Here is a 19,674-nt window from a genome sequence, read left to right on the forward strand (position 1 = left end):
CAAAACTTAGGAGGGTCCAACATGAAGCACTTAATGAAAATGAACCCCAGAGATACAGTAGCTGTAGCCCTGCGGCCGATATCGGCCGGGGAGCAGCTCACCATAGACAGCTTGACGCTTCAGGCAGCACAGGATATTCCGCAGGGCCACAAGATTGCCCTGACTGATTTCCAGACTGATGAGGTTATCACCAAATACGGTTATCCTATCGGCCATGCCATCGCTCCGATTGCCGCTGGGGACTGGATTCATACGCATAATATCAAGACCAATCTGTCCGGCGAAGAGGAATATGAGTATGTGCCGGATGTTCACCAGGTTACCTACCCCCGGCGTGATCTGACCTTCCAGGGGTACCGCCGGAGTAACGGCAAGGTCGGCATCCGTAATGATCTGTTCATTATCCCGACCGTGGGCTGTGTGAACGGGATTGCCGAGCAAATGCTGCAGGAGTTCAAGGCTGAGCATCCCGATCTTGGCGGCTTCGATAACTTCACGGTGCTGAAGCATCCTTACGGCTGCTCGCAGCTCGGCGATGATCACCGCATGACCCGCAGCATACTGCTCGACGCGGTCAACCATCCGAACGCCGGCGGGGTGCTCGTGTTCGGGCTCGGCTGCGAGAACAATATTGTCGCTGAATTCCGCAGCATGCTGGGGGATTATGACGAGTCACGGGTGAAATTCCTGGTTGCCCAGGAGGTGGGCAATGAGGTAGAAGCCGGCCATGAGCTGCTGGAGCAGCTGTATGAGGCTGCGAAGAACGATGTCCGTGAGCCGGTTCCTCTCAGTGAGCTGAACATCGGCCTGAAATGCGGCGGCTCCGACGGGTTCTCCGGGATCACAGCCAATCCGCTGCTGGGCGCATTCTCCGACTTCATCATCTCCCAGGGCGGAACCTCGGTGCTGACGGAAGTGCCGGAAATGTTCGGTGCAGAGAAGATGCTGATGGCGCGTGCAGAAAGCCATGAGGTCTATGAAGAGATCGTGTCGCTGATCAATAACTTCAAGCAGTATTTCCTCTCGTACGGCGAACCTGTATACGAGAATCCTTCTCCAGGCAACAAAGCCGGCGGCATCAGCACCCTGGAGGACAAATCGCTGGGCTGCACCCAGAAGGCCGGAACTTCGCCGGTGGTCGATGTGCTGCAATATGGCGTGAAGCTGCGCAAAAAAGGGCTGAGCCTCCTTCAGGCTCCCGGCAACGATCTGGTAGCCGCCTCCGCTCTCGCTGCTTCGGATTGCCAGCTGGTGCTGTTCACTACCGGACGCGGAACGCCGTTCGGCAGCTTCGTACCTACGGTGAAGGTGGCCACCAACAACGATCTTTTTGCCAAAAAAGGCCACTGGATGGACTTCAACGCCGGTCCTCTGCTGGAAACACCGATGGCCGATGTGCTGGAGGAATTCATCACTTATATCATTGATGTCGCCAGCGGCCAAAAAACACGGAACGAGCAGAATGAAGTGCGCGAGCTGGCTATTTTCAAAACCGGCGTTACGCTATAAACTCTATCCAAATTCATGCAAAGGGAGATCTTATCCATGTTTCTTAATGAAGATTTCATGTTATCCGGCGATACCGCACGCCAGCTCTTTCATCAGCATGCCAAAACAATGCCGATTGTCGATTACCATTGCCATCTGGACCCGCGCGAAATCTATGAGGATAAACCGTTCGAGAACCTCACGGCAGCCTGGCTTTATGGAGATCATTACAAATGGCGGCTGATGCGCGCGAACGGTGTGCCGGAATCGCATATTACCGGGGATGCCTCCGATTATGATAAATTTCTGGCCTGGGCCCGCACACTCCCGAAAGCCATCGGCAACCCGCTGTACAGCTGGACCCATCTGGAGCTCCGCCGCTTCTTCGGCGTTAATGAGCTGCTGAACGAAGCTTCTGCACCGGCCATCTGGGAGAAGGTGAACCGCAAGCTGGCCGAACCGGCGTTCACCCGCCGCGGTCTGATCCGCAGTTCGAACGTCAAGGTAATCTGTACTACGGATGATCCGGCAGACTCGCTGGAATACCACAAGCTGCTCAGAGACTCTGAGACCTTGTTCCAGGTGTTCCCGACCTTCCGTCCCGACAAGGCACTGAACATCGATGCCGAAGGCTTCAGCGCCTGGATCGGCAAGCTGGAGCAGGCTACAGGTCAGCAGGTTAAGACTTATGCGGCCTTGCTTGAGGCACTGAGCAACCGTGTGGACTTCTTCCATGAGAATGGCTGCCGCCTGTCGGACCATGCCCTTGATGTGCTGCGTTACGAAGCCGGTGAACCGGAAGCTGCCCAGACGGTCTTCGCCAAAAGACTGCAGGGTGCTTCCCTGTCACCGCAGGAAATCACCCTCTACCGTACAGAGCTGCTGACTGCACTGATCGGCTTCTACCAGGCCAAAGACTGGACCATGCAGCTTCATCTGCATGCCTACCGCAACAACAACACGCCGATGTTCCGGAAGCTAGGGCCGGATACCGGATACGACGGCATTAACGACCTGCCGCTGACCACACCGCTGTCGCAGCTGCTTGACCGTGCCGAGAGCGGCAGCGGCCTGCCGAAGACCATCTTGTACTCGCTGAATCCCGGCGACTACCCTGCCCTGCTGGCCTTGATGGGCTGCTACCAGAAGGATACTGCCGGCAAGCTCCAGCTCGGCTCCGGCTGGTGGTACAACGATACGCGCAGCGGTATGCGCCAGCAGCTGACCCTGCTGGCTGACAACAGCCTGCTCGGTAACTTCGTCGGCATGCTGACCGATTCACGCAGCTTCCTCTCTTATACCCGGCATGAATATTTCCGCCGGGTGCTCTGTGAGCTGATCGGTGAACTCGTGGAACGCGGTGAGGCACCGGATGACATAGACTTACTGGGCGCTATGGTAGAGGATATCTCCTACAATAATGCAGCAGGCTATTTCGGCTTCCAGACCTCCGGCAGCCCGGTGGAGGTTACCGCCCGCGTGAAGGAGTGCTGAAGATGACGACCATCTATATTGCCGGAGACTCTACCGCAGCCCGGAAGGCGGCCTCCGAATCACCGATGACCGGATGGGGAGAATTTCTCCACGGGCATGTGGGACCGGAGGTGCGGATTGAGAACCGGGCAGTGAACGGACGGAGCACACGCTCCTTCCTGGCAGAGGGCAGGCTTGCGGAGATCGAGCAGGACTTCCAGGCTGGAGACTTCCTGCTGATCCAGTTCGGTCATAATGACCAGAAGATCGAAGATCCGGCGCGTTATACGGATCCGGATACCGAATACCGCCAGAATCTTAAGGTATTTATCGATTCCGCCCGCAGCCGCGGCGGGTTCCCGCTGCTGCTGACCTCTGTGAGCCGCCGCCGCTTTACAGCGGAGGGTGAACCTGATCCTGAGGCCGTGGGGCCATACCCGCAGGCCATGCGCGAGGTTGCAGCGGAGACCGGAACACCGCTGCTCGATATCTTCGCCTCCTCGCAGCAGCTCTACCGCTCGCTGGGAATCGAAGGCTCACAGCAGCTGTTCATGCATCTGCCGCCGGGCAGCCATCCCAACTACCCGGACGGGATCGCAGATGACACCCATTTCTCGCAGGCAGGCGCGCAGCGGATCGCCTCGCTGGTAGCAGAAGCGATGGAACAGACTGCGGGACTCTCGGTACTGCACCCTCACTTGCGGGTGTAGTGCGTTAAGCCGCTTCATTGAATTCCTGGAATAGGCCGCCATGTGCCCTTGCGGGCACAGGCGGCCTTATTTGCGGGAAATTGCAGAGCAAAGGAGTAGAACATATGACCGTACCGTTTCACCTCGGCGTCCGCGCCCATGATTTCAACCCGTGTCCTTTGCCGCAGCTGTTTGAGAAGCTGGAAGAGCACAGCTTCTCCTCTATTCAGTTCGCGCTGCATAAGTCCTTTCCTGAGAGTGCGCCCAGACTTGGCGCACTCAGTCCGGGAACGGCTGCCTATTATGGCGAAGCCTTCAGGCAGGCCGGCATCAGGATTGCCGTTCTCGGCTGCTATGTAAACATCATCGATCCTGATCCCGCCCGGCACGCACAGGCATTGAATGACTTCAGTACCCATCTGCGGCTGGCCCGTGATTTCGGGGCGAGTCTGGTAGGTACCGAGACAGGCAGTGTGGGAAAGGGATATACGCCGGATAATTTCACGGAGGAAGCTTTTGAACAAGTTGTGGCTTCTGTCAAAGCAATGGTTGCGGAAGCAGAGCGTTTCGGGGTAACGGTCGGCATCGAGGCAGGGATTAACCACCCGCTTCACACGGCTCAGCTGACCAGACGGCTGCTGGACGAAGTGGCCTCCAGTAATCTGCAGATTATATTCGATGCCGCCAATCTGATGACGCCGGATAACTACCTGCAGCAGGAGAGTATTGTTGCAGAGGCTCTTGAGCTGCTGGGTGACCGGATCGCGGTGCTGCATCTGAAGGATTTCACGGTCAGGGATGGGCGGATTGAGATCGTCCCTGCAGGACAGGGACTGCTGAACTTCGCTCCGCTGCTCCATTACATGAAATATAACCGTCCGCATATTCAGGGCCTGCTGGAGAGCACTCCCGAAGAGCATATGCGCGGCAGTGCAGAGCTGCTCCGGCGGATGTATAACGAAATATGAATAAATGCCCCGGCCATATGGCGTACGGGCCATTTGTTTATATTGAATCCGGTTTAGGAGCCGGTTCAATACTAGAAATGAGCAATTTATAGTAACCGGTCCTTCGCTCCGGTCCTAAGTGTATTTTGTACAACTAAAGTGATCAATTTTTGCGCTGCGAGGGTTTTAATTGCACTTTGTACACTTAAAACCCCCATATTCCGTAAAAGTAGACTTACCGCTGATTTTAATTGTACTGAATACAGTTAAACGGACAATCCGGTTTTTCACCATCTGTTTAATTGCACGAAATGCAATTAAATCTATTCACTTCACACTAGTTACTCTCAAAATATTTGCAAACGCAGGGTCAGTGGATCCAAATTACACAACACATAACATTTCATGTGACGTTTCTACATTTGAGCAACTGATATAGCAATAAGACCGCTCTCCAATGCCGGGCGGTCTTATCTTTTTAAATTTAAACAGAAGGATTATCCTTTATCCTGCGATATTACGCAGACTTGAACCTGTTGTTATACCCCGGCATCCGGCGGGATCACACCTTTTTTGAGAATAATATTCCCGTACAGCGCCTCTTCCCCGGTGATCACGATCGCATAACTCCGCTTCGAGCGGTTGTAGAATTCAAAACGCTCCTCATACTCCACCTGTGCCGCAGCGTCATGTTTGGCCAGGATCTCCTTGTACGTCTCCCATATCACCGGAACGGTAGGATCACTCTCCACTACAGCCATGAATGCCGCCTGCGCGGGCACATAGTGATCCAGCGGAAGCAGCTCCAGGATCGCGTCCAGCAGCCGGGGAATGCCAATGCCGTCCGCCCGGAGCACTCTGGAATGCAGCCCGTGGCCCGGATAATTGGCATCCGCCAGGACCAGTTCATCCCCATGGCCCATTTCCATCAGGGTACGGACCAGCTCGGGGGAGAGGAGCTTGGGTATTTTTTTGAGCATGACTACTATCCTCCTTCATTCCTGTGTCGAAGCCGCGGCTTACATTCCGTAGAACGATCTCAAAGCTACCAGCTCCTCGATCCGGTGCTGAGGAAGCTCACGTTCCCCGCCGATCATCCGGGTCAGGAAGGTTAGCTTCGCCGTATATTCCAGCCGCTCCATATTCATGTAGGCAGCCATGACATCCTTGCCCCAGGTCAATGCGCCATGGCTCTCCAGCAGGACAGCCGTTTTCTTGCCGAGGAAGGGGATCAGCGAATCCGGAATCTCCTCGGTTGAAGGCGTTCCGTATACCGCCAGTGGAATGTCCCCCATGGCAATCACCGACTCCGGCATCATCATCTTGTCGAGCGCTTCGCCCTTGATGGCAAAAGCGGTCGCATACGGCGGATGCGCATGCACCACGCCGCCCATCTCCGGCAGCTCATTGTAAATCTTCAGATGCATCTTCACTTCCGTGGATGGCCGGTAGCCTTCCGCGGCTTCAAGAATATCCCCCTGCAGATTCACTTTGACCAGCATATGCGGCTGCAGATAACCTTTGCTGACTCCTGTTGGTGAGGTGATTACCTCTGTAGCCGACAGGCGTGCCGAGATATTGCCGTCATTGGCGGCAATAAAGTCCTTATTAAACAGATTGCGGCCGATATCACAGATAAGCCTCCGCAATTCCTCTTCCTTCGTATTCATCATTGTCCTCCTTGATCGCTATGAATAATTGATAAAGCCGGCTGATACCGGACAGGGGCACTGGAACGGGCTACAATTGTTCTGGCTTCGGATGCTTCAATCGCTCCCAGTGCCGTCAATTGCACCAATACGTTGCCGATTGCACTTGCCTCTACCGGTCCGGCAATGATTTCTTTGCCTGTGGCATCCGCTGTAAGCTGGCATAGCAGCTTGTTCTGGATGCCTCCGCCGACCATATGAATGCAGCTGACCGGTCTGCCTGTAAGTGTCTCCAGTTCACGGATCGTGCTGGCGTAAGACTGGGCCAGACTCTCCAGAATGGTACGGATGATCTCCGCCCGGCTCTGCGGTACAGGCTGGCCTGTGCGGATACAATACGATTCAATCCGCAGCGGCATATCCCCCGGGGTGCTGAAGAGGGGATCGTTCGGGTCCAGAACGGCTATGCGCGCTGTCGACCGGTCCAGCCCCTCAGCCAGCTCTGCCGCCTCCTGATGGCTGAGCGGTTCTCCCGCTTCTGCCCAGCCGCGCTGGGTCTCCTGCAGCAGCCACAGGCCGGTGATATTCTTCAGCAGGCGATTCGTGCCGCCGAAGCAGCTCTCATTGGTGAAGCCGTAGGCGTCGGCGTCGGCGCTAAGTATGGGCTCCGCAGTCTCCAGGCCGACCAGCGACCAGGTTCCGCAGCTGATGAAGGCGGCGGAACCCTCTCCGCCGGTGGAGCCTCCAAGCCCGTAAGGGATGGAAGCCACAGCGGAAGCAGTGTCATGCGAAGCCCCGGCAATGACCTTGAGCGGGCCGGAACCAAGCTCTTCCTGCAGGCCTGGCCGAAGCTCGCCGATTACAGTGCCCGCCGGCACCAGCCGGGGAATCAGCTTCACCGGGAGCTCCAGCCTGCGCAGCACTTCGCTTGCCGGAGCAGACGAATCCGGATTCAGCAGGCCGCTGGTGCTCCAGATGGTCTGCTCAGCGACCGCCGTGCCGCTGAACATATAATTGAACAGGTCAGGCATCATCATCAGCAGACTGGCCTTTTGTGTAAGCTCCGGATTAGCCTGCAGATCGGCAAATAATTGATACACCGTATTAATCGGGCTGGACTGGTTGCCCGTCAGCTTGAACTGCTCCTCAGGGGGCAGGGCTGCCTCCAACGCCAAAGCAATCCCCTCCATCCGCTGGTCCCGGTAGTGATGCGGGGAGTACAGCAGTTCTCCCTCTGCATCCAGGAAGCCATAGTCGACTCCCCAGGTATCGACACTCATAGACTGCAATGGGCCGCGGGACTTCACGGCCTCCAGAATCCCCTGCTTCATCTCATGAAACAGCTGCTGGACATCCCAGTACAACTGCCCGTCAGCCTCTACGGGCCCGTTAGGGAAGCGGCGGATTTCTTCCACCTCCACCTTCCCTTCAGCATACGTTCCCAGCATGACCCTGCCGGAGCTGGCACCCAGATCGATGGCCAGCAGCTTGATTATCTCTTCGCCCATGTTCTCCGCACCCGCTTCACTTTGAAGATTTAGTAGAGCGGCCCAAAGTTACGGCAGGCTCTGTAGTCAGCACTTTCCAGATCCTCTGTGCCGAATAGCGACCAGACACGCGGCCGGAAAATACGCGATTCCTCCACGTTATGCATACTGACCGGAATCCGCAGGATCGAGGCCAGTGTAATCAGATCGGCTCCAATATGCCCGTAGCTGATCGCACCGTGGTTGGCGCCCCAATTGTTCATCACATCATATACAGACTGGAACGAGCCCTTGCCTGTCAGCTTAGGTGCGAACCAGGTTGTCGGCCAGGTAGGGTCCGTTCTCTGATCCAGCGTATCATGCACTTCTCCCGGCAGCTCCACCGTGAAGCCTTCCACCAGCTGGAGCACAGGCCCGAGGCCCTTGACCAGATTCAGCCGGGCCATGGTGACCGGCATTCCGCCCTTGGTCAGGTAGTCTGTCGAGAAGCCGCCCCCGCGGAAATATTCCTGCGAGGCCGGGCGGAACTGGGTCTGTGCGAGACAGGCAGCCGCTTCCTCATCCGTGATGTCCCAGAACGGCTTGATCGCCGGCTTGCCGTCAATGCTCTGCTCACCGGTTCCGTCCAGTGCCGCTGAACCGGAGTTAATCAGATGCAGCAGACCGCCTGCCGCTGCCCCCTCCAGCTCGTATCCGGTTACACGCTTCACCGCAGCCGGACTCCAGAAGGTACGGACATCGGCAAAAATCTGCGCCGTATTCGTCAGCAGATAATTGAACAGCATCGTGACCCCGTTTAGGCTGTCGTTCTCGGTCGCGACAATATAAGGTGCCCGTCTGCCGTTCCAGTCGAACGAGGAGTTAAGAATCGTCTCCATGAAATCACCGTTCGGGAAGTGATCCGTCCATTGGCGCTGGCCCTGGAAGCCGCCCAGCAGAGCGTTGTGGCCGTCCGCTTCTTCCTCGAAGCCGAGCTTCGCCAGCTCCGGATTGCCGATCATCAGATCGCGGGCGATCAGCGCCATTTTGACACAGGTCTCCCATTGCTCTTCCTTAACCTCTTCGCTGAGCTGCAGATGCTGCGGGTTATTGTCCGCTCCCACCCGGCAGTTGTCCTTCACCCAGGCCAGTGCCCGCTTGAATTCCTCAGGATCATAGATCTCTTCCTCGAATCTCCGGACATATTCAGACATATCGATATACTCATTGCGCATGCCGAGGTACTCCTGGAAGAACTGCTCGTTGACGATGGAACCGGCGATCCCCATGGATACGGAGCCCATCGACAGATAAGACTTCCCTTTCATCAGCGCAGCCGCAAGTGCCGACTTCGCGAACTGGAGCAGCTTGGCCTGTACATCCGCCGGGATCTCTTCACTGCTGGATTCCTGAACATCTTCGCCGTAGATGCCAAAGGCCGGAATGCCTTTTTGCGCATAAGCAGACAGCACTGCCGCCAGATACACCGCCCCGGGGCGTTCCGTTCCGTTAAATCCCCATACCGCATGCGGAATAGAAGCATCCATATCCATCGTTTCTGATCCATAACACCAGCAAGGTGTGACCGTAATTGATACACCTACACCCGCACCTGCGAACTTCTGCGCTGCCGCCGCAGCTTCCTTCACACCGCCAATGGTAGAATCAGCAATAATACACTCCACCTGCGAACCGTCCGGATAAAATAAATTCTCCTGCAAAAATGCCGCCACACGCTGTGCCATCCCCATAGTCTGGGCCTCAAGCGATTCACGCACCCCGCGTCTTCTGCCGTCAATCGTAGGCCGGATACCAATCTTCGGATAATTTGCTGTCACTGCCGTTCCTCCCCGGAATCAATGGTTGATTTGGATAAAATAATTTCATTGGAGCAGTACACTCCGATTAGTAAGCGCTATTAAATACAGCCTGCTACTGTCTGCAAACTCTGGGCATTCTCCGCCGACTAATCCTTTTCTTCTCCATCATAGATTTCATAACCCATAAAGTCAACAATATTCCACACTTTTTATTTGATATTTATGTGGTATTATGTGATATAATTCAAATATAGTGTGGGATCATGCTCGTTTTAATAATTTAAGTTTTGGAGAAATATGTAGTAAACTAGTTGATATACTATGGCTAGAACTATTTAATCAAGGGTGGGCAACGGGATGAAGGCTTTTGAACGGCGGGATCTGGTAATCAACGAGCTATACAGGCATAAGAAGGTTCACGTAGCGGACCTGGCGCAGAAATTTGGTGTATCGGAGGAGACCATCCGGCGTGATCTCGACCGGCTGGATAAAGAGGGTATTGCCAAGAAGAATTACGGCGGGGCGATTCTGAACGCCCATACCAACGAGGACCCCTCCTACTCCCACAGGCATCAGGTCAACATTGAAGCGAAGCGGATGATTGCCGCATGTCTGCTGGAGCTGATCAGTGACGGGGACAGTGTGATGACTGATACCAGCACAACGGCTTTTGAAGGCTTGCGGAGAATCGTGGAGGACAAAAAAAATCTGACAATCATCACCAATTCCCTGGCGGTATTGTCAGAGTTCCAGCATTCCGGACAGAAGCTCATTTCCACGGGAGGCATCCTGGGTCCGGAGACCAGCTCTTTTGTTGGGCCGACGGCGTCGCAGACGATCCTGAAATATAATGTGGATGTGGCCATCTTCAGCTGTAAGGCGCTCTCCATGACCGGGGGACTCAGCGATTCGAACGAAGCGGAGACCGAGCTCAAGGTTCTGATGCAGCAGCAGGCGAACAAAGTTGTGCTCCTTGCCGACCATTCCAAGTTCGACCGGATCGCCTTCATCCGGCTGTTCAGCTTCGACAAGGTCGATTATATCGTCACCGATCAGCGGCCGTCCGAAGAATGGATTGATTTCTTAAGCAAATATCAGGTGTCTCTGCTCTATCCTGCGCTGCAGTAGCGCAAACTCTGCACCGGAAGGAGGTGAACCACAGTATGGGGATGATCCAAATTGCTGCAACCTCCGCACCACTGTGGTTTCCGCTGGTTCTCGCCGCCGTCGGCGTGTGTCTGATTTCGCTTTTGTGGATGGTGTTCAAGAAATTCGGCTGATCTTTTTGAATGCGCTTACTTGAAGTCTGGAGTGCTGTTCTTAAAAGCCTGCGCCGACACATAGACGAACCGTTCGGCTCTGGCCATCATATGAAATTTCTGCTCCGGGAAGTGGCGGTACAGGTGATCGACGAAATACCCCGGATTCTCGGCGTTACCGGCGTACAGATCATAATGCAGCGGAACGACGGTCTCAAAACCGCTGGTCGCCGCAAACTCCGCCGCTTCCCGGTAGTTCATATTGCCGACAATATTGCGGCTTCCCCGGTAGTAGTCGCGGCCGTTAATCGGCAGCAGCGCCAGGTCGATCTTCCGGCTGCCGACTTCCTCAATCAGCTCAGGGAACAGAACCGTATCTCCGGCATGATACAGCGTGACCCCGTTCAGCTGCAGGATGTAGCCGACATACTTGGGGTTGCCCTGTTCATCGCGCTCCAGCTGTTCATGCGCCGCAGCAACCGGGAACACCTGCAGGCCGGGTGCGGGTTCTGCTGCATGAGCAGGCAACGCTGCGGTTAGGCGCTCCTTCTGTATTCCGAGTCCCTGCAACCGTTCCAGGCAGACCGCCGGAGCTATAAACCGGGCTGCGGGATTGAGCTCTGCAAGCATCGGCAACGCCCGCTCATCCAGATGATCCGAGTGGTCATGGGTGATCAGGCATACCTGCATGTTCGTAATCTCCGCAGGCGGAATCGGCGGCGGGAACGTCCGGTCCGGGTCAGGAGAGACATATGGATCAATATAAACGGTCACCTCTGCCCCTTTGATAATCACACTGGCTTGTCCCAGAAACCAGACGGCCAGACAGCCATAGGGCACCTCGGTCGCCCGGACTTCCTCGATCAATTCTTTTCCTGTTAACGGCATGTACATGCCCTCCCTTCTTCTCGGCAAAATTCTAACCCAAAACCAGCTTGCACGCAAACGCGGCCCGCAGGCCCCTGGCTTCAATCGCGGATTTTGCTCCTCCGCCCGTTGTTTTACCGCTGCACAATCCCCTTCCCTGCCATCCCGCTTTTCTGGACCGGCGCGTGCTTCATGCAGCTCTGACAGGCCGGTTCGTCCGCCAGGCTATACATCCGGATCATAGATGCACTACTATAAATAAAGAATTAGATAATAAAATAGATAAATGAAATAGCAACATTCCAATCAAACGGAGGGAAAGTCATGAGTGAAATTGCCAACACACCAGCGCCCCCTTATTATGCAGTGATTTTCACATCCGAACGGACAGACGGGGATAACCAATATGCGGAGATGGCCGAGGAAATGGACAAACTCGCATCCGCCCAGCCAGGATTTCTTGGAGTAGAGAGCGCCAGAGATGGTGTAGGGATTACTGTCTCTTATTGGGATTCTCTCGAGGCTATCCAGCAATGGAAACACAACGAACGGCATCTGGTCGCCCAGCGGAAAGGGATTGCGGACTGGTATATGACTTATAAGACAAGAATCTGCAAGGTTGAAAGAGACTATGGATTTGAAAAGGGGAGCCCCTCGGTCCGTTAGTCCACCCCAAAAATTAATGGTTAGGTACCGGCTGAATCCCGCATTGAAATTAGCAGCTGCTTAAATGGTGATCATTGGTCATATCCACTCTGGCTCTGCATCATAGTAGCAATTGGATAAACGTATCTTAATTTGAACATTTTGGAGCTTAAGAGGTAATTAGTTGGAGAAACGTCATTTAATTTCGGGCATAATCCCTACTCCAGACTATTTCCGGCAAAGTAAGTGCTGTTTATCCAACTGCTGCCCGGCAAGTGCGCCTCCGTTCATGATCAAGTGGAGAAAATCCAACTGCTATTGCCTACCGCCAACGCTGCCACACTCCTGCCAACTACCAATGCTGTTCCCCGTTTCTTCAGGTGCTTCTTCGAAGTTATTCACATTTGTGGGAATTGAATGATTTCCTAATCTACCAAAAAGCGCGTCCCGTTCGGCTGCTGCTTATTGCTGCAAATCCCCGCTTGTTACCAATGCCATTTGATGGGTACAATATTTAGATAGTGTACTTCTACTAAAGGACAGGTAAAGGACAGGTGAAATGCATGCAGAATCACGGATTCGCGCGAGTCGCTGCCGCTTCCCCCGAGCTCAAGGTGGCCGACTGCGTATTCAATTCCGAACAAATTATTGAAGTCATAAATAATGCCGCGGCACAGGAGGTTGAGTACCTGGTACTCCCGGAACTGTGCATCACGGGGTACACCTGTGCGGATCTGTTCCTGCAGCCCAGGCTGCTGGACGCCGCCACGGAGGCACTGCTCCGGATCACTGCCGCAACGGCAGAACATACAATGATCGTTATCGCCGGCCTGCCCATCTCCATCAAGAGCCGGCTGTTCAACTGCGCTGCCGTCATCCAGCAGGGTCATATTCTCGGAATTGTCGTGAAGACCTGCATTCCCGGTTATAGCGAATTCTACGAGCCGCGCTGGTTCGCCGGTGCGGAAGAACTGGAAGTGTCCGAGCTGCGGATCGGCGGAGCCGTTGTACCCATCGGCAATGATCTCATCTTTGCCTGCGAGAGCAATGGCAATGTATCCTTCGGCGTGGAGATCTGCGAGGATCTCTGGGTGCCGGTGCCTCCAAGCAGCCTGCTGGCCCAGGCAGGGGCAACGCTTCTGTTCAACCCGTCTGCCAGCAATGAGCTGGTCGGCAAAGCCGATTACCGCCGCCAGCTGGTGGGCAGCCAGTCCGCTTCCTGCGTAGCCGGTTATGTCTATGCCGGCTGCAATACCGGCGAATCCACCACGGATGTTGTATTCGGCGGGCACTCGCTGATCGCAGAGAACGGCCAGCTGCTGGCCGAGTCTGAACGCTTCACCCATGAGAGCCGGATGATCACCGCCGATATTGATCTTCCGCGGATTCAGTATTCCCGCACCGTGATGGGCACCTTCCGGGCCGGCAAGGGCGGCCGTAATTACCGCGAGCTGCTCTACGTTTCACCCGTCCGTGAGAACAGCCAGCGTGAGCTCAAACGGACGGTCGGCGTCAATCCGTTTGTTCCGGGTAACCCGCTGCAGCGTGAAGAACGCTGCCAGGAGATCCTCTCGATCCAGACCTCCGGCCTGATGAAGCGCATCCGCCACATCGGCACCAAGCAGGCCGTGATCGGCATCTCCGGCGGCCTCGACTCTACGCTTGCGCTGCTGGTCGCAGTGCGGGCAATGGAGCTGCTCGGCCGTCCGGCCAGCGATGTGCTTGCCGTCACAATGCCGGGCTTCGGCACAACGAACCGGACCTACGACAATGCTGTCGGCCTGATCAAAGCGCTCGGCGCCTCGCTTCAGGTCGTTGATATCAAGGCTGCCTGCCTCCAGCACTTCGAGGACATCGGCCATGACAAAGATGTGCATGACTTAACTTATGAGAATGTCCAAGCCCGGGAGCGTACGCAGATTCTGATGGACCTCGCCAATAAGAACGGCGGCATTGTCATCGGCACCGGCGACTTATCCGAGCTGGCGCTTGGCTGGTGTACCTATAACGGCGACCATATGTCCATGTACAGCGTGAATTCCGGCATTCCGAAGACGCTGATTCAGTATGTCGTCGCCTGGTATGCGGATCATGAAGCCGATGAGACGGTGGGCAAGTTCCTCTACAGCATCATCGAGACCGGAATCAGTCCGGAGCTGCTGCCGCCTTCCGCAACCGGAGAGATAGTCCAGCTTACGGAGAATATTCTGGGACCTTACATTGTGCATGATTTCTTCCTGTATTACATGCTGCGTACAGGGGCTTCGCCCGGCAAAATGCTCTACCTCGCCCAGCACGCCTTCGGTGAGGCTTATCCCAAAGAGCAGCTTGTTGCCTGGCTGAAGGTATTCGTTACTCGCTTCTTTACCCAGCAGTTCAAGCGCTCCTGCCTGCCGGACGGACCAAAGGTCGGTACGGTCAGCCTCTCGCCGCGCGGCGACTGGCGTATGCCGAGTGATGCATCCGCTGCACTCTGGCTGCGGGAAATCGAAGAATTGTAATCACCGCCTGGGCGCTCGTGAGGACGCTCCGCGAACAGACCGTTGTTCCAATCGCTGTGCTCTCCAGATTTTTTTATTCCCCTTAGCGGTGAAAATCCGGAGACCAAGGCGACCGCTAACGCTTTTCCACAATCGTTCTGTCCTCTCCGCTGTTTAAGCGGGAATCGTATCTTCAATCTTAAAACAGAGCAGCGATCCTCGCTTATTGGAGGATCGCTGCTCTGCTGATTTTTTACAGTTTATTTAGAATGCACTTTTTGGAAAGCCTCTTTTTTATTAACCGCCCTAGTCAGTTACTGCACTTCCTGCCCGTTCAATCATACACATTATCCAGAATCAGCACTTCATCACTGCCAAACGGGGTTTGGATCGTGACGGTATCGCCGGGACGCGCCAGAATAAGCCCCCTGCCCATCGGAGACCAGAGGGAGATGCAGAATTCATCCAGCTCAGCTTCGCCCGGAATTACAATTCTATAGGCATCCTTCAGCGTTTCCTGCCCGATCCGCAGTGATACCCGCGACCCGACCAGAACAGTGGATTGCTCCAGCGCTTCATCCCCGCCGGACAGAATCTGCTCCACCGCCTCCTGATACTTCCTGATCATGGACTGAATCTCCGCCCGCTCGGCCGGCGACTCCCATGTGCCCCGGTCCAGAATAACGAATTTATGCTCATCGAGATAGACCAGCTGCTGCACCAGCTCCTGGCGCAGGGAAATCGTTATGAGACTATGGCTCATAGTAGATTTCACCCACTTTCTTCATCAGGTCATGCTCGAAAATACGCTTGCTCAAACTCATAGCCCTCAGTCCTCCCAGATAATAAAATAGATCCCGCGTGGGGATCTACTCTCTATGATAGCATCTTTCTATGGAAAGACAATGTCATGTATATATGCTGTTGTGATTTACTGCTTGGCTGCAGCTGCTCTGCTGTACATGTTGAGATCCTGCAGCTTGATCAGCACCTTGCCGAACCGTCCGCCTTGGCGGATCACTACCTTTTGATCAGGATAAGCAGTATGCAAATAATCCGTAACGACCTTCAGGGTAGCCTCTTTCCCGTCCAAATGATGCATAGGCAGCATCTCTATTACTTCAGCAAGCGCCGCTTCAACGGATAGCTCCTTGCTTTTCGTCTCGCGGGTCACAATCGATTCGTAGGAATATCCCTTCAAATACAGCAGCTGCATCAGGTAGGCCATATCCGAAGATTCCGCATGCACCGCCCGGCCCGTCAGCAGAGGCAGCACTTCATTCATGAGGCTATGCTCCTGAACCCCCGCCGATGTACTGATATAGCAGTATTGCCGGGCACAGCTAATGACCTTCTCCGCACTCTCCCAGTCAAATACCGCCGGACACATGGACACAAACACAAGATCGAAGGCGTTCAGCCAGCCTTTTGCCGCAATATCGATATCCTCAAAGGCTTCGCGTACCAGCTCCACTTGACCGGGGGCGTAGCCTGCGGTGTTGTGCAGAAACAGTTCAGACAGCGGAATGTTAGGCTCTACTGCCGTTACCTTAGCCCCTCTCTCGATAAAAGGTACGGTGAAGCCGCCCGAAGCCGCGCCCACATCCAGGACAGTGAGCCCATTGAAATCTACTCCCTGGCCCTCCATCCAGCTGATAATCCGCTCACTTCTGTCTCTTCCCGCACTGCTGAATACCTCTTCATTGAACACCTTCGCCTTATGATCAAAGCTGTGATGCGGGTCCATCCCCATCGCTTTGAACTTGTTGGCCATTGCCATGGGATCTTCCTTCCAGGCCTTCTCCCATACAGCTGCATTAAATAATCCGTTGTTCATCTCTAATCCATCCTCTCTCATTTAACAGACTTAACAGACTTATAATATCTATGAAATTCTCAAAAAAATAACGGAGCTCAATGGCTCTCCGTTAATTTTCCGGCAAGCTCGGACATCATTTTATTGCGCAAATACTCCTCCATCTGCCCTTCGGCCTTCACCATCTCCTGCTGGATGAGACACTCGCTGGAATGATTAAGCGTACAGTCAAACAGCGAAGCCGTACCTTCGATCGCATGGATAATATCCAGGAACGAGATCTCTTCCTTCCTGCGTCTCAGCCGATACCCGCCATTCGCGCCGGATGCGGATTCCACCAGCCCCGCCTTCACCAGCTTGGTCAGGATTTTGGACAAATACGTCGGGGATACATTCTGCCGTTCGGCAAGCTGCTGCACTCCTACCGGCTTATCCGGAGCGTACGCCACCAGGAACAGCATCGTGTGCAGCGCGTAATTCGTTGCTTTTGAGTATTTCATGTCTTGTTCCACCTTAAGTATGGACTTTGTTCCTAATCAAAGACTTTATTTATCTATAATATATTTTATACAGCCAAAAAGCAAGTGCAGAAATGATTTCCTGTCTGAAGCGAAAATGGCGGTATAGTCCCCGCTTATCCATAAAATTTTTTCATGGATTGCATGCACCGCTTGAATTTTACGCCTGCAGAATGCTGTTGTACACTTTGAATGTAAGCGTTACCATCATAACAAATGACCTGCGCGCACAAGGTTGGAAGGGACGAAAGCATATTCGACGTTTCTGGAACAGAGCTATGGTTCCGTTTAAGCAAAAGGTAGGGTAACACATTTAATTAGGGGGGTTCACATGGTTATTCAGGTTTTAGCCATCGTTCTGGCGCTTGGCCTGCTGATGTTCTTCGCTTACCGGGGGTTTCCGGTTATTGTTTTTGCACCAATATTCACACTGCTTGCGGTAGTTATCTCAGGGGTCGCCCTGATGCCGAGCTACACCGAAGTATACATGCTGAATGCGGCAAATTACGTAAAGAACTTCTTCCCGATCTTCCTGCTGGGAGCTATCTTCGGTAAAATGATGGAGCTTAGCGGCGCTGCCTCGTCCATCGCCCAGACGATTGTCAAAGCGCTTGGCTCAAAGAGAGCCATGCTGGCTGTTGTTCTCGCCTGCTCCGTGCTGACTTATGGCGGCGTATCCCTATTCGTAGTGGCCTTCGCGGTCTATCCGTTCGCTGTAGCTATCTTCCGTGAAGCCGATATCCCGAAGCGGCTCATTCCCGGCACCATCGCACTTGGAGCGTTCACCTACACGATGGATGCCCTGCCGGGTACGCCGCAGATTCAGAACATCATCCCGACCACTTACTTCGGTACAGATGCCTATGCTGCTCCCCTCGTCGGTATTGCCGGCGCGCTGATCGTCTTCATCGGCGGCCTGTGGTGGCTGGAACGCCGCCGCAAGCAGGCAGCTGCTAACGGGGAAGGCTATGGCACCGGCCATAAGAACGAACCGGAGGTGCTGGAGAACGCCAAATATCCAAACATCTGGATATCTGTTCTGCCGCTTCTGCTCGTGCTCGTATTCAACTTCCTGCTCAGCCGGACGTCCATGTCGGTGACCAACTGGTACAGCAGCGAGCTGCTGGAAACGTTCAATATCGCTAATGTCAAAACTGTATCCTCAAGCTGGGCCTTGATTATTGCCCTCTGCATCGGGGTTATCGCTGCCGGATGTATCAATATCCGCCAGGTCAAAGGCAAAATGGCCGCTGGCCTGACCGCCGCAGCTATGGGCTCCCTGCTGGCCATTTTCAATACAGCCTCCGAAGTAGGCTTCGGCAACGTTGTCAAAACACTCCCAGGCTTCAAATCCATCCAGGAATGGATCATGAATATCAGCGATCATCCGCTAATTTCCGAAGCATTGTCCGTCAACATTCTCGCCGGAGTCACCGGCTCCGCATCAGGCGGTTTGTCCATCGCCCTCGAGGTCATGGGCAAATCCTACCTGTCCATGGCCCAGACGCTGGGGATCAGCCCGGAAATGCTGCACCGCATCGCTTCCATGGCATCCGGCGGTATGGATACGCTTCCACACAACGGTGCCGTCATCACTTTGCTGGCAATTACCGGACTTACGCATAAGCAATCCTATAAAGATATCTTTGCCATCACCTGCCTGAAGACAATTGCCGTATTCACCCTTGCCATCGTTCTATCCATCTTCTAATTCATCCCCATGGAGGTTATGCAGAAATGAGCAGATTTTTGGAAAATAGAGTAGCATTCGTCACCGGCGCTGCCAGCGGCATCGGTCTGGAGATTGCCCGCAAGTTCGCCCATGAAGGCGCCAAAGTAGTCATTTCCGATGTACGTGAGGAGTTGGCCGTCAACGCTGCCGAAGAATTGCAAGCCCAGGGCTATGAAGCCTATGGCCTGAGATGCGATGTTACCCTGGAAGCGGAATACAGCGCAGCTATCGCCAAAGCCAAAGAAGTCTATGGCAGACTGGACATTCTGGTGAACAACGCCGGGCTGCAGCATGTGTCGCCGATTGAGGATTTCCCCGTGGAAAAATTCGAGTTCATGCTGAAGGTGATGCTGACCGGCGCTTTTATCGGCATCAAGCATGCCTTCCCGATTATGAAGGAGCAAGGCTACGGCCGCATCATTAACATGGCCTCCATTAACGGAGTCATCGGCTTTGCCGGCAAAGCCGCTTACAACAGCGCCAAACACGGCCTGATCGGGCTGACCAAGGTCGCCGCTCTGGAAGGCGCTGCGCACGGCATTACAGTTAATGCCCTCTGCCCGGGCTATGTGGATACCCCGCTGGTGCGCGGACAAATGGAGGATCTGGCCCGAACCCGGAACGTGCCGCTGGAGAGCGTACTGGAGGAGGTCATCTATCCGCTCGTCCCGCAGAAACGCCTGCTGGCCGTTGAAGAAATCGCCGACTACGCCATGCTGATCGCCAGCGAGCGCCTCGGGGGCGTCACCGGCTCTACCCTGCTGATCGATGGCGGGTATACTGCGCAGTAAGCCAGATTATTCAGTCCTCATACAAAGTTAAGCA

Annotated in this window: 17 protein-coding genes; 9 read left to right on the forward strand and 8 right to left on the reverse strand. The window is 54.5% G+C overall.

The genetic code is table 11. The annotated features are described in order from the left end of the window. Positions 1–21 precede the first annotated feature (21 nt). The 4 genes from NSU01_RS23990 to NSU01_RS24005 all read left to right on the forward strand — a co-directional run bounded on the left by NSU01_RS23990 (position 22) and on the right by NSU01_RS24005 (position 4,618). Positions 22–1,509 (forward strand): altronate dehydratase family protein, encoded by a 1,488-nt coding sequence (locus NSU01_RS23990; RefSeq protein WP_076245718.1) that lies wholly within the window; start codon positions 22–24, stop codon positions 1,507–1,509. A 36-nt stretch (positions 1,510–1,545) separates the two neighbouring features. Next, the gene (uxaC, locus tag NSU01_RS23995; protein ID WP_076245720.1) at positions 1,546–2,982 is read left to right on the forward strand and encodes a glucuronate isomerase; all 1,437 of its coding nucleotides are present in this window, start codon (positions 1,546–1,548) and stop codon (positions 2,980–2,982) included. 2 nt (positions 2,983–2,984) lie between these two features. Then, on the forward strand, positions 2,985–3,671 hold the full coding sequence (locus NSU01_RS24000; RefSeq protein ID WP_076245723.1) for a rhamnogalacturonan acetylesterase: 687 nt from the start codon (positions 2,985–2,987) through the stop codon (positions 3,669–3,671). A gap of 104 nt (positions 3,672–3,775) precedes the next feature. Next, positions 3,776–4,618, forward strand: a complete 843-nt coding sequence (locus NSU01_RS24005) for a sugar phosphate isomerase/epimerase (protein WP_076245725.1) — start codon at positions 3,776–3,778, stop codon at positions 4,616–4,618. A gap of 518 nt (positions 4,619–5,136) precedes the next feature. On the opposite strand, the gene fucU is transcribed toward NSU01_RS24005, so the two are convergent. The 4 genes from fucU to NSU01_RS24025 are packed head-to-tail and all read right to left on the reverse strand — an operon-like array spanning position 5,137 to position 9,550. Next, complete coding sequence (fucU, locus tag NSU01_RS24010; RefSeq protein ID WP_076245727.1) at positions 5,137–5,577, reverse strand: L-fucose mutarotase; 441 nt, start codon at positions 5,575–5,577, stop codon at positions 5,137–5,139. Between the two features lie 39 nt (positions 5,578–5,616). After that, positions 5,617–6,270: a class II aldolase/adducin family protein gene (locus NSU01_RS24015; RefSeq protein WP_231575179.1), complete on the reverse strand. Its 654-nt coding sequence runs from the start codon at positions 6,268–6,270 to the stop codon at positions 5,617–5,619. Then, positions 6,267–7,754, reverse strand: a complete 1,488-nt coding sequence (locus NSU01_RS24020; RefSeq protein WP_076245729.1) for a rhamnulokinase family protein — start codon at positions 7,752–7,754, stop codon at positions 6,267–6,269. The genes NSU01_RS24015 and NSU01_RS24020 overlap by 4 nt, the downstream gene beginning before the upstream one ends. A gap of 29 nt (positions 7,755–7,783) precedes the next feature. Then, the gene (locus NSU01_RS24025) at positions 7,784–9,550 is read right to left on the reverse strand and encodes an L-fucose isomerase (protein ID WP_076245731.1); all 1,767 of its coding nucleotides are present in this window, start codon (positions 9,548–9,550) and stop codon (positions 7,784–7,786) included. Between the two features lie 339 nt (positions 9,551–9,889). Between NSU01_RS24025 and NSU01_RS24030 the strand changes: the two genes are divergently transcribed. After that, positions 9,890–10,660 carry a DeoR/GlpR family DNA-binding transcription regulator gene (locus NSU01_RS24030; protein ID WP_039295325.1) on the forward strand — a complete coding sequence of 257 codons (771 nt, stop codon included), beginning with the start codon at positions 9,890–9,892 and terminating at the stop codon, positions 10,658–10,660. 167 nt (positions 10,661–10,827) lie between these two features. On the opposite strand, the gene NSU01_RS24035 is transcribed toward NSU01_RS24030, so the two are convergent. Next, a complete protein-coding gene (locus tag NSU01_RS24035) occupies positions 10,828–11,679 on the reverse strand; it encodes an MBL fold metallo-hydrolase (protein WP_256703940.1) in 852 nt (283 codons plus the stop codon). 303 nt (positions 11,680–11,982) lie between these two features. On the opposite strand from NSU01_RS24035, the gene NSU01_RS24040 reads away from it, so the two are divergent. Both NSU01_RS24040 and NSU01_RS24045 read left to right on the forward strand, forming a co-directional pair. Then, on the forward strand, positions 11,983–12,324 hold the full coding sequence (locus NSU01_RS24040) for an antibiotic biosynthesis monooxygenase (protein WP_076245735.1): 342 nt from the start codon (positions 11,983–11,985) through the stop codon (positions 12,322–12,324). 542 nt (positions 12,325–12,866) lie between these two features. Then, a complete protein-coding gene (locus tag NSU01_RS24045) occupies positions 12,867–14,804 on the forward strand; it encodes an NAD(+) synthase (RefSeq protein WP_042138818.1) in 1,938 nt (645 codons plus the stop codon). 313 nt (positions 14,805–15,117) lie between these two features. Here the strand turns inward: NSU01_RS24045 and NSU01_RS24050 are convergent, their stop codons facing one another. The 3 genes from NSU01_RS24050 to NSU01_RS24060 all read right to left on the reverse strand — a co-directional run bounded on the left by NSU01_RS24050 (position 15,118) and on the right by NSU01_RS24060 (position 17,099). Next, complete coding sequence (locus NSU01_RS24050) at positions 15,118–15,546, reverse strand: GreA/GreB family elongation factor (protein ID WP_052421962.1); 429 nt, start codon at positions 15,544–15,546, stop codon at positions 15,118–15,120. 168 nt (positions 15,547–15,714) lie between these two features. Next, positions 15,715–16,620: an SAM-dependent methyltransferase gene (locus tag NSU01_RS24055; protein WP_076245737.1), complete on the reverse strand. Its 906-nt coding sequence runs from the start codon at positions 16,618–16,620 to the stop codon at positions 15,715–15,717. 77 nt (positions 16,621–16,697) lie between these two features. Next, on the reverse strand, positions 16,698–17,099 hold the full coding sequence (locus NSU01_RS24060) for an Rrf2 family transcriptional regulator (RefSeq protein WP_039295309.1): 402 nt from the start codon (positions 17,097–17,099) through the stop codon (positions 16,698–16,700). A 349-nt stretch (positions 17,100–17,448) separates the two neighbouring features. Here NSU01_RS24060 and NSU01_RS24065 point away from each other — a divergent pair, with 349 nt between their 5' ends. Continuing rightward, the gene (locus NSU01_RS24065; RefSeq protein ID WP_039295304.1) at positions 17,449–18,828 is read left to right on the forward strand and encodes a GntP family permease; all 1,380 of its coding nucleotides are present in this window, start codon (positions 17,449–17,451) and stop codon (positions 18,826–18,828) included. Between the two features lie 26 nt (positions 18,829–18,854). After that, the gene (locus tag NSU01_RS24070; RefSeq protein ID WP_042138821.1) at positions 18,855–19,640 is read left to right on the forward strand and encodes a 3-hydroxybutyrate dehydrogenase; all 786 of its coding nucleotides are present in this window, start codon (positions 18,855–18,857) and stop codon (positions 19,638–19,640) included. Positions 19,641–19,674: the final 34 nt, after the last annotated feature.

Source organism: Paenibacillus sp. FSL H8-0259, from assembly GCF_037963255.1.
GTDB lineage: Bacteria > Bacillota > Bacilli > Paenibacillales > Paenibacillaceae > Paenibacillus_AQ > Paenibacillus_AQ phytohabitans.

What these genes read in the sequence shown, in the direction of transcription:
- NSU01_RS23990 (WP_076245718.1), top strand. Translation starts at nt 22, where the DNA reads ATGAAGCACTTAATGAAAATGAACCCCAGAGATACAGTAGCTGTAGCC.
- uxaC (WP_076245720.1), top strand. Translation starts at nt 1,546, where the DNA reads ATGTTTCTTAATGAAGATTTCATGTTATCCGGCGATACCGCACGCCAG.
- NSU01_RS24000 (WP_076245723.1), top strand. Translation starts at nt 2,985, where the DNA reads ATGACGACCATCTATATTGCCGGAGACTCTACCGCAGCCCGGAAGGCG.
- NSU01_RS24005 (WP_076245725.1), top strand. Translation starts at nt 3,776, where the DNA reads ATGACCGTACCGTTTCACCTCGGCGTCCGCGCCCATGATTTCAACCCG.
- fucU (WP_076245727.1), bottom strand. Translation starts at nt 5,577, where the DNA reads ATGCTCAAAAAAATACCCAAGCTCCTCTCCCCCGAGCTGGTCCGTACC.
- NSU01_RS24015 (WP_231575179.1), bottom strand. Translation starts at nt 6,270, where the DNA reads ATGATGAATACGAAGGAAGAGGAATTGCGGAGGCTTATCTGTGATATC.
- NSU01_RS24020 (WP_076245729.1), bottom strand. Translation starts at nt 7,754, where the DNA reads ATGGGCGAAGAGATAATCAAGCTGCTGGCCATCGATCTGGGTGCCAGC.
- NSU01_RS24030 (WP_039295325.1), top strand. Translation starts at nt 9,890, where the DNA reads ATGAAGGCTTTTGAACGGCGGGATCTGGTAATCAACGAGCTATACAGG.
- NSU01_RS24035 (WP_256703940.1), bottom strand. Translation starts at nt 11,679, where the DNA reads ATGCCGTTAACAGGAAAAGAATTGATCGAGGAAGTCCGGGCGACCGAG.
- NSU01_RS24040 (WP_076245735.1), top strand. Translation starts at nt 11,983, where the DNA reads ATGAGTGAAATTGCCAACACACCAGCGCCCCCTTATTATGCAGTGATT.
- NSU01_RS24045 (WP_042138818.1), top strand. Translation starts at nt 12,867, where the DNA reads ATGCAGAATCACGGATTCGCGCGAGTCGCTGCCGCTTCCCCCGAGCTC.
- NSU01_RS24050 (WP_052421962.1), bottom strand. Translation starts at nt 15,546, where the DNA reads ATGAGCCATAGTCTCATAACGATTTCCCTGCGCCAGGAGCTGGTGCAG.
- NSU01_RS24055 (WP_076245737.1), bottom strand. Translation starts at nt 16,620, where the DNA reads ATGAACAACGGATTATTTAATGCAGCTGTATGGGAGAAGGCCTGGAAG.
- NSU01_RS24060 (WP_039295309.1), bottom strand. Translation starts at nt 17,099, where the DNA reads ATGAAATACTCAAAAGCAACGAATTACGCGCTGCACACGATGCTGTTC.
- NSU01_RS24065 (WP_039295304.1), top strand. Translation starts at nt 17,449, where the DNA reads ATGGTTATTCAGGTTTTAGCCATCGTTCTGGCGCTTGGCCTGCTGATG.
- NSU01_RS24070 (WP_042138821.1), top strand. Translation starts at nt 18,855, where the DNA reads ATGAGCAGATTTTTGGAAAATAGAGTAGCATTCGTCACCGGCGCTGCC.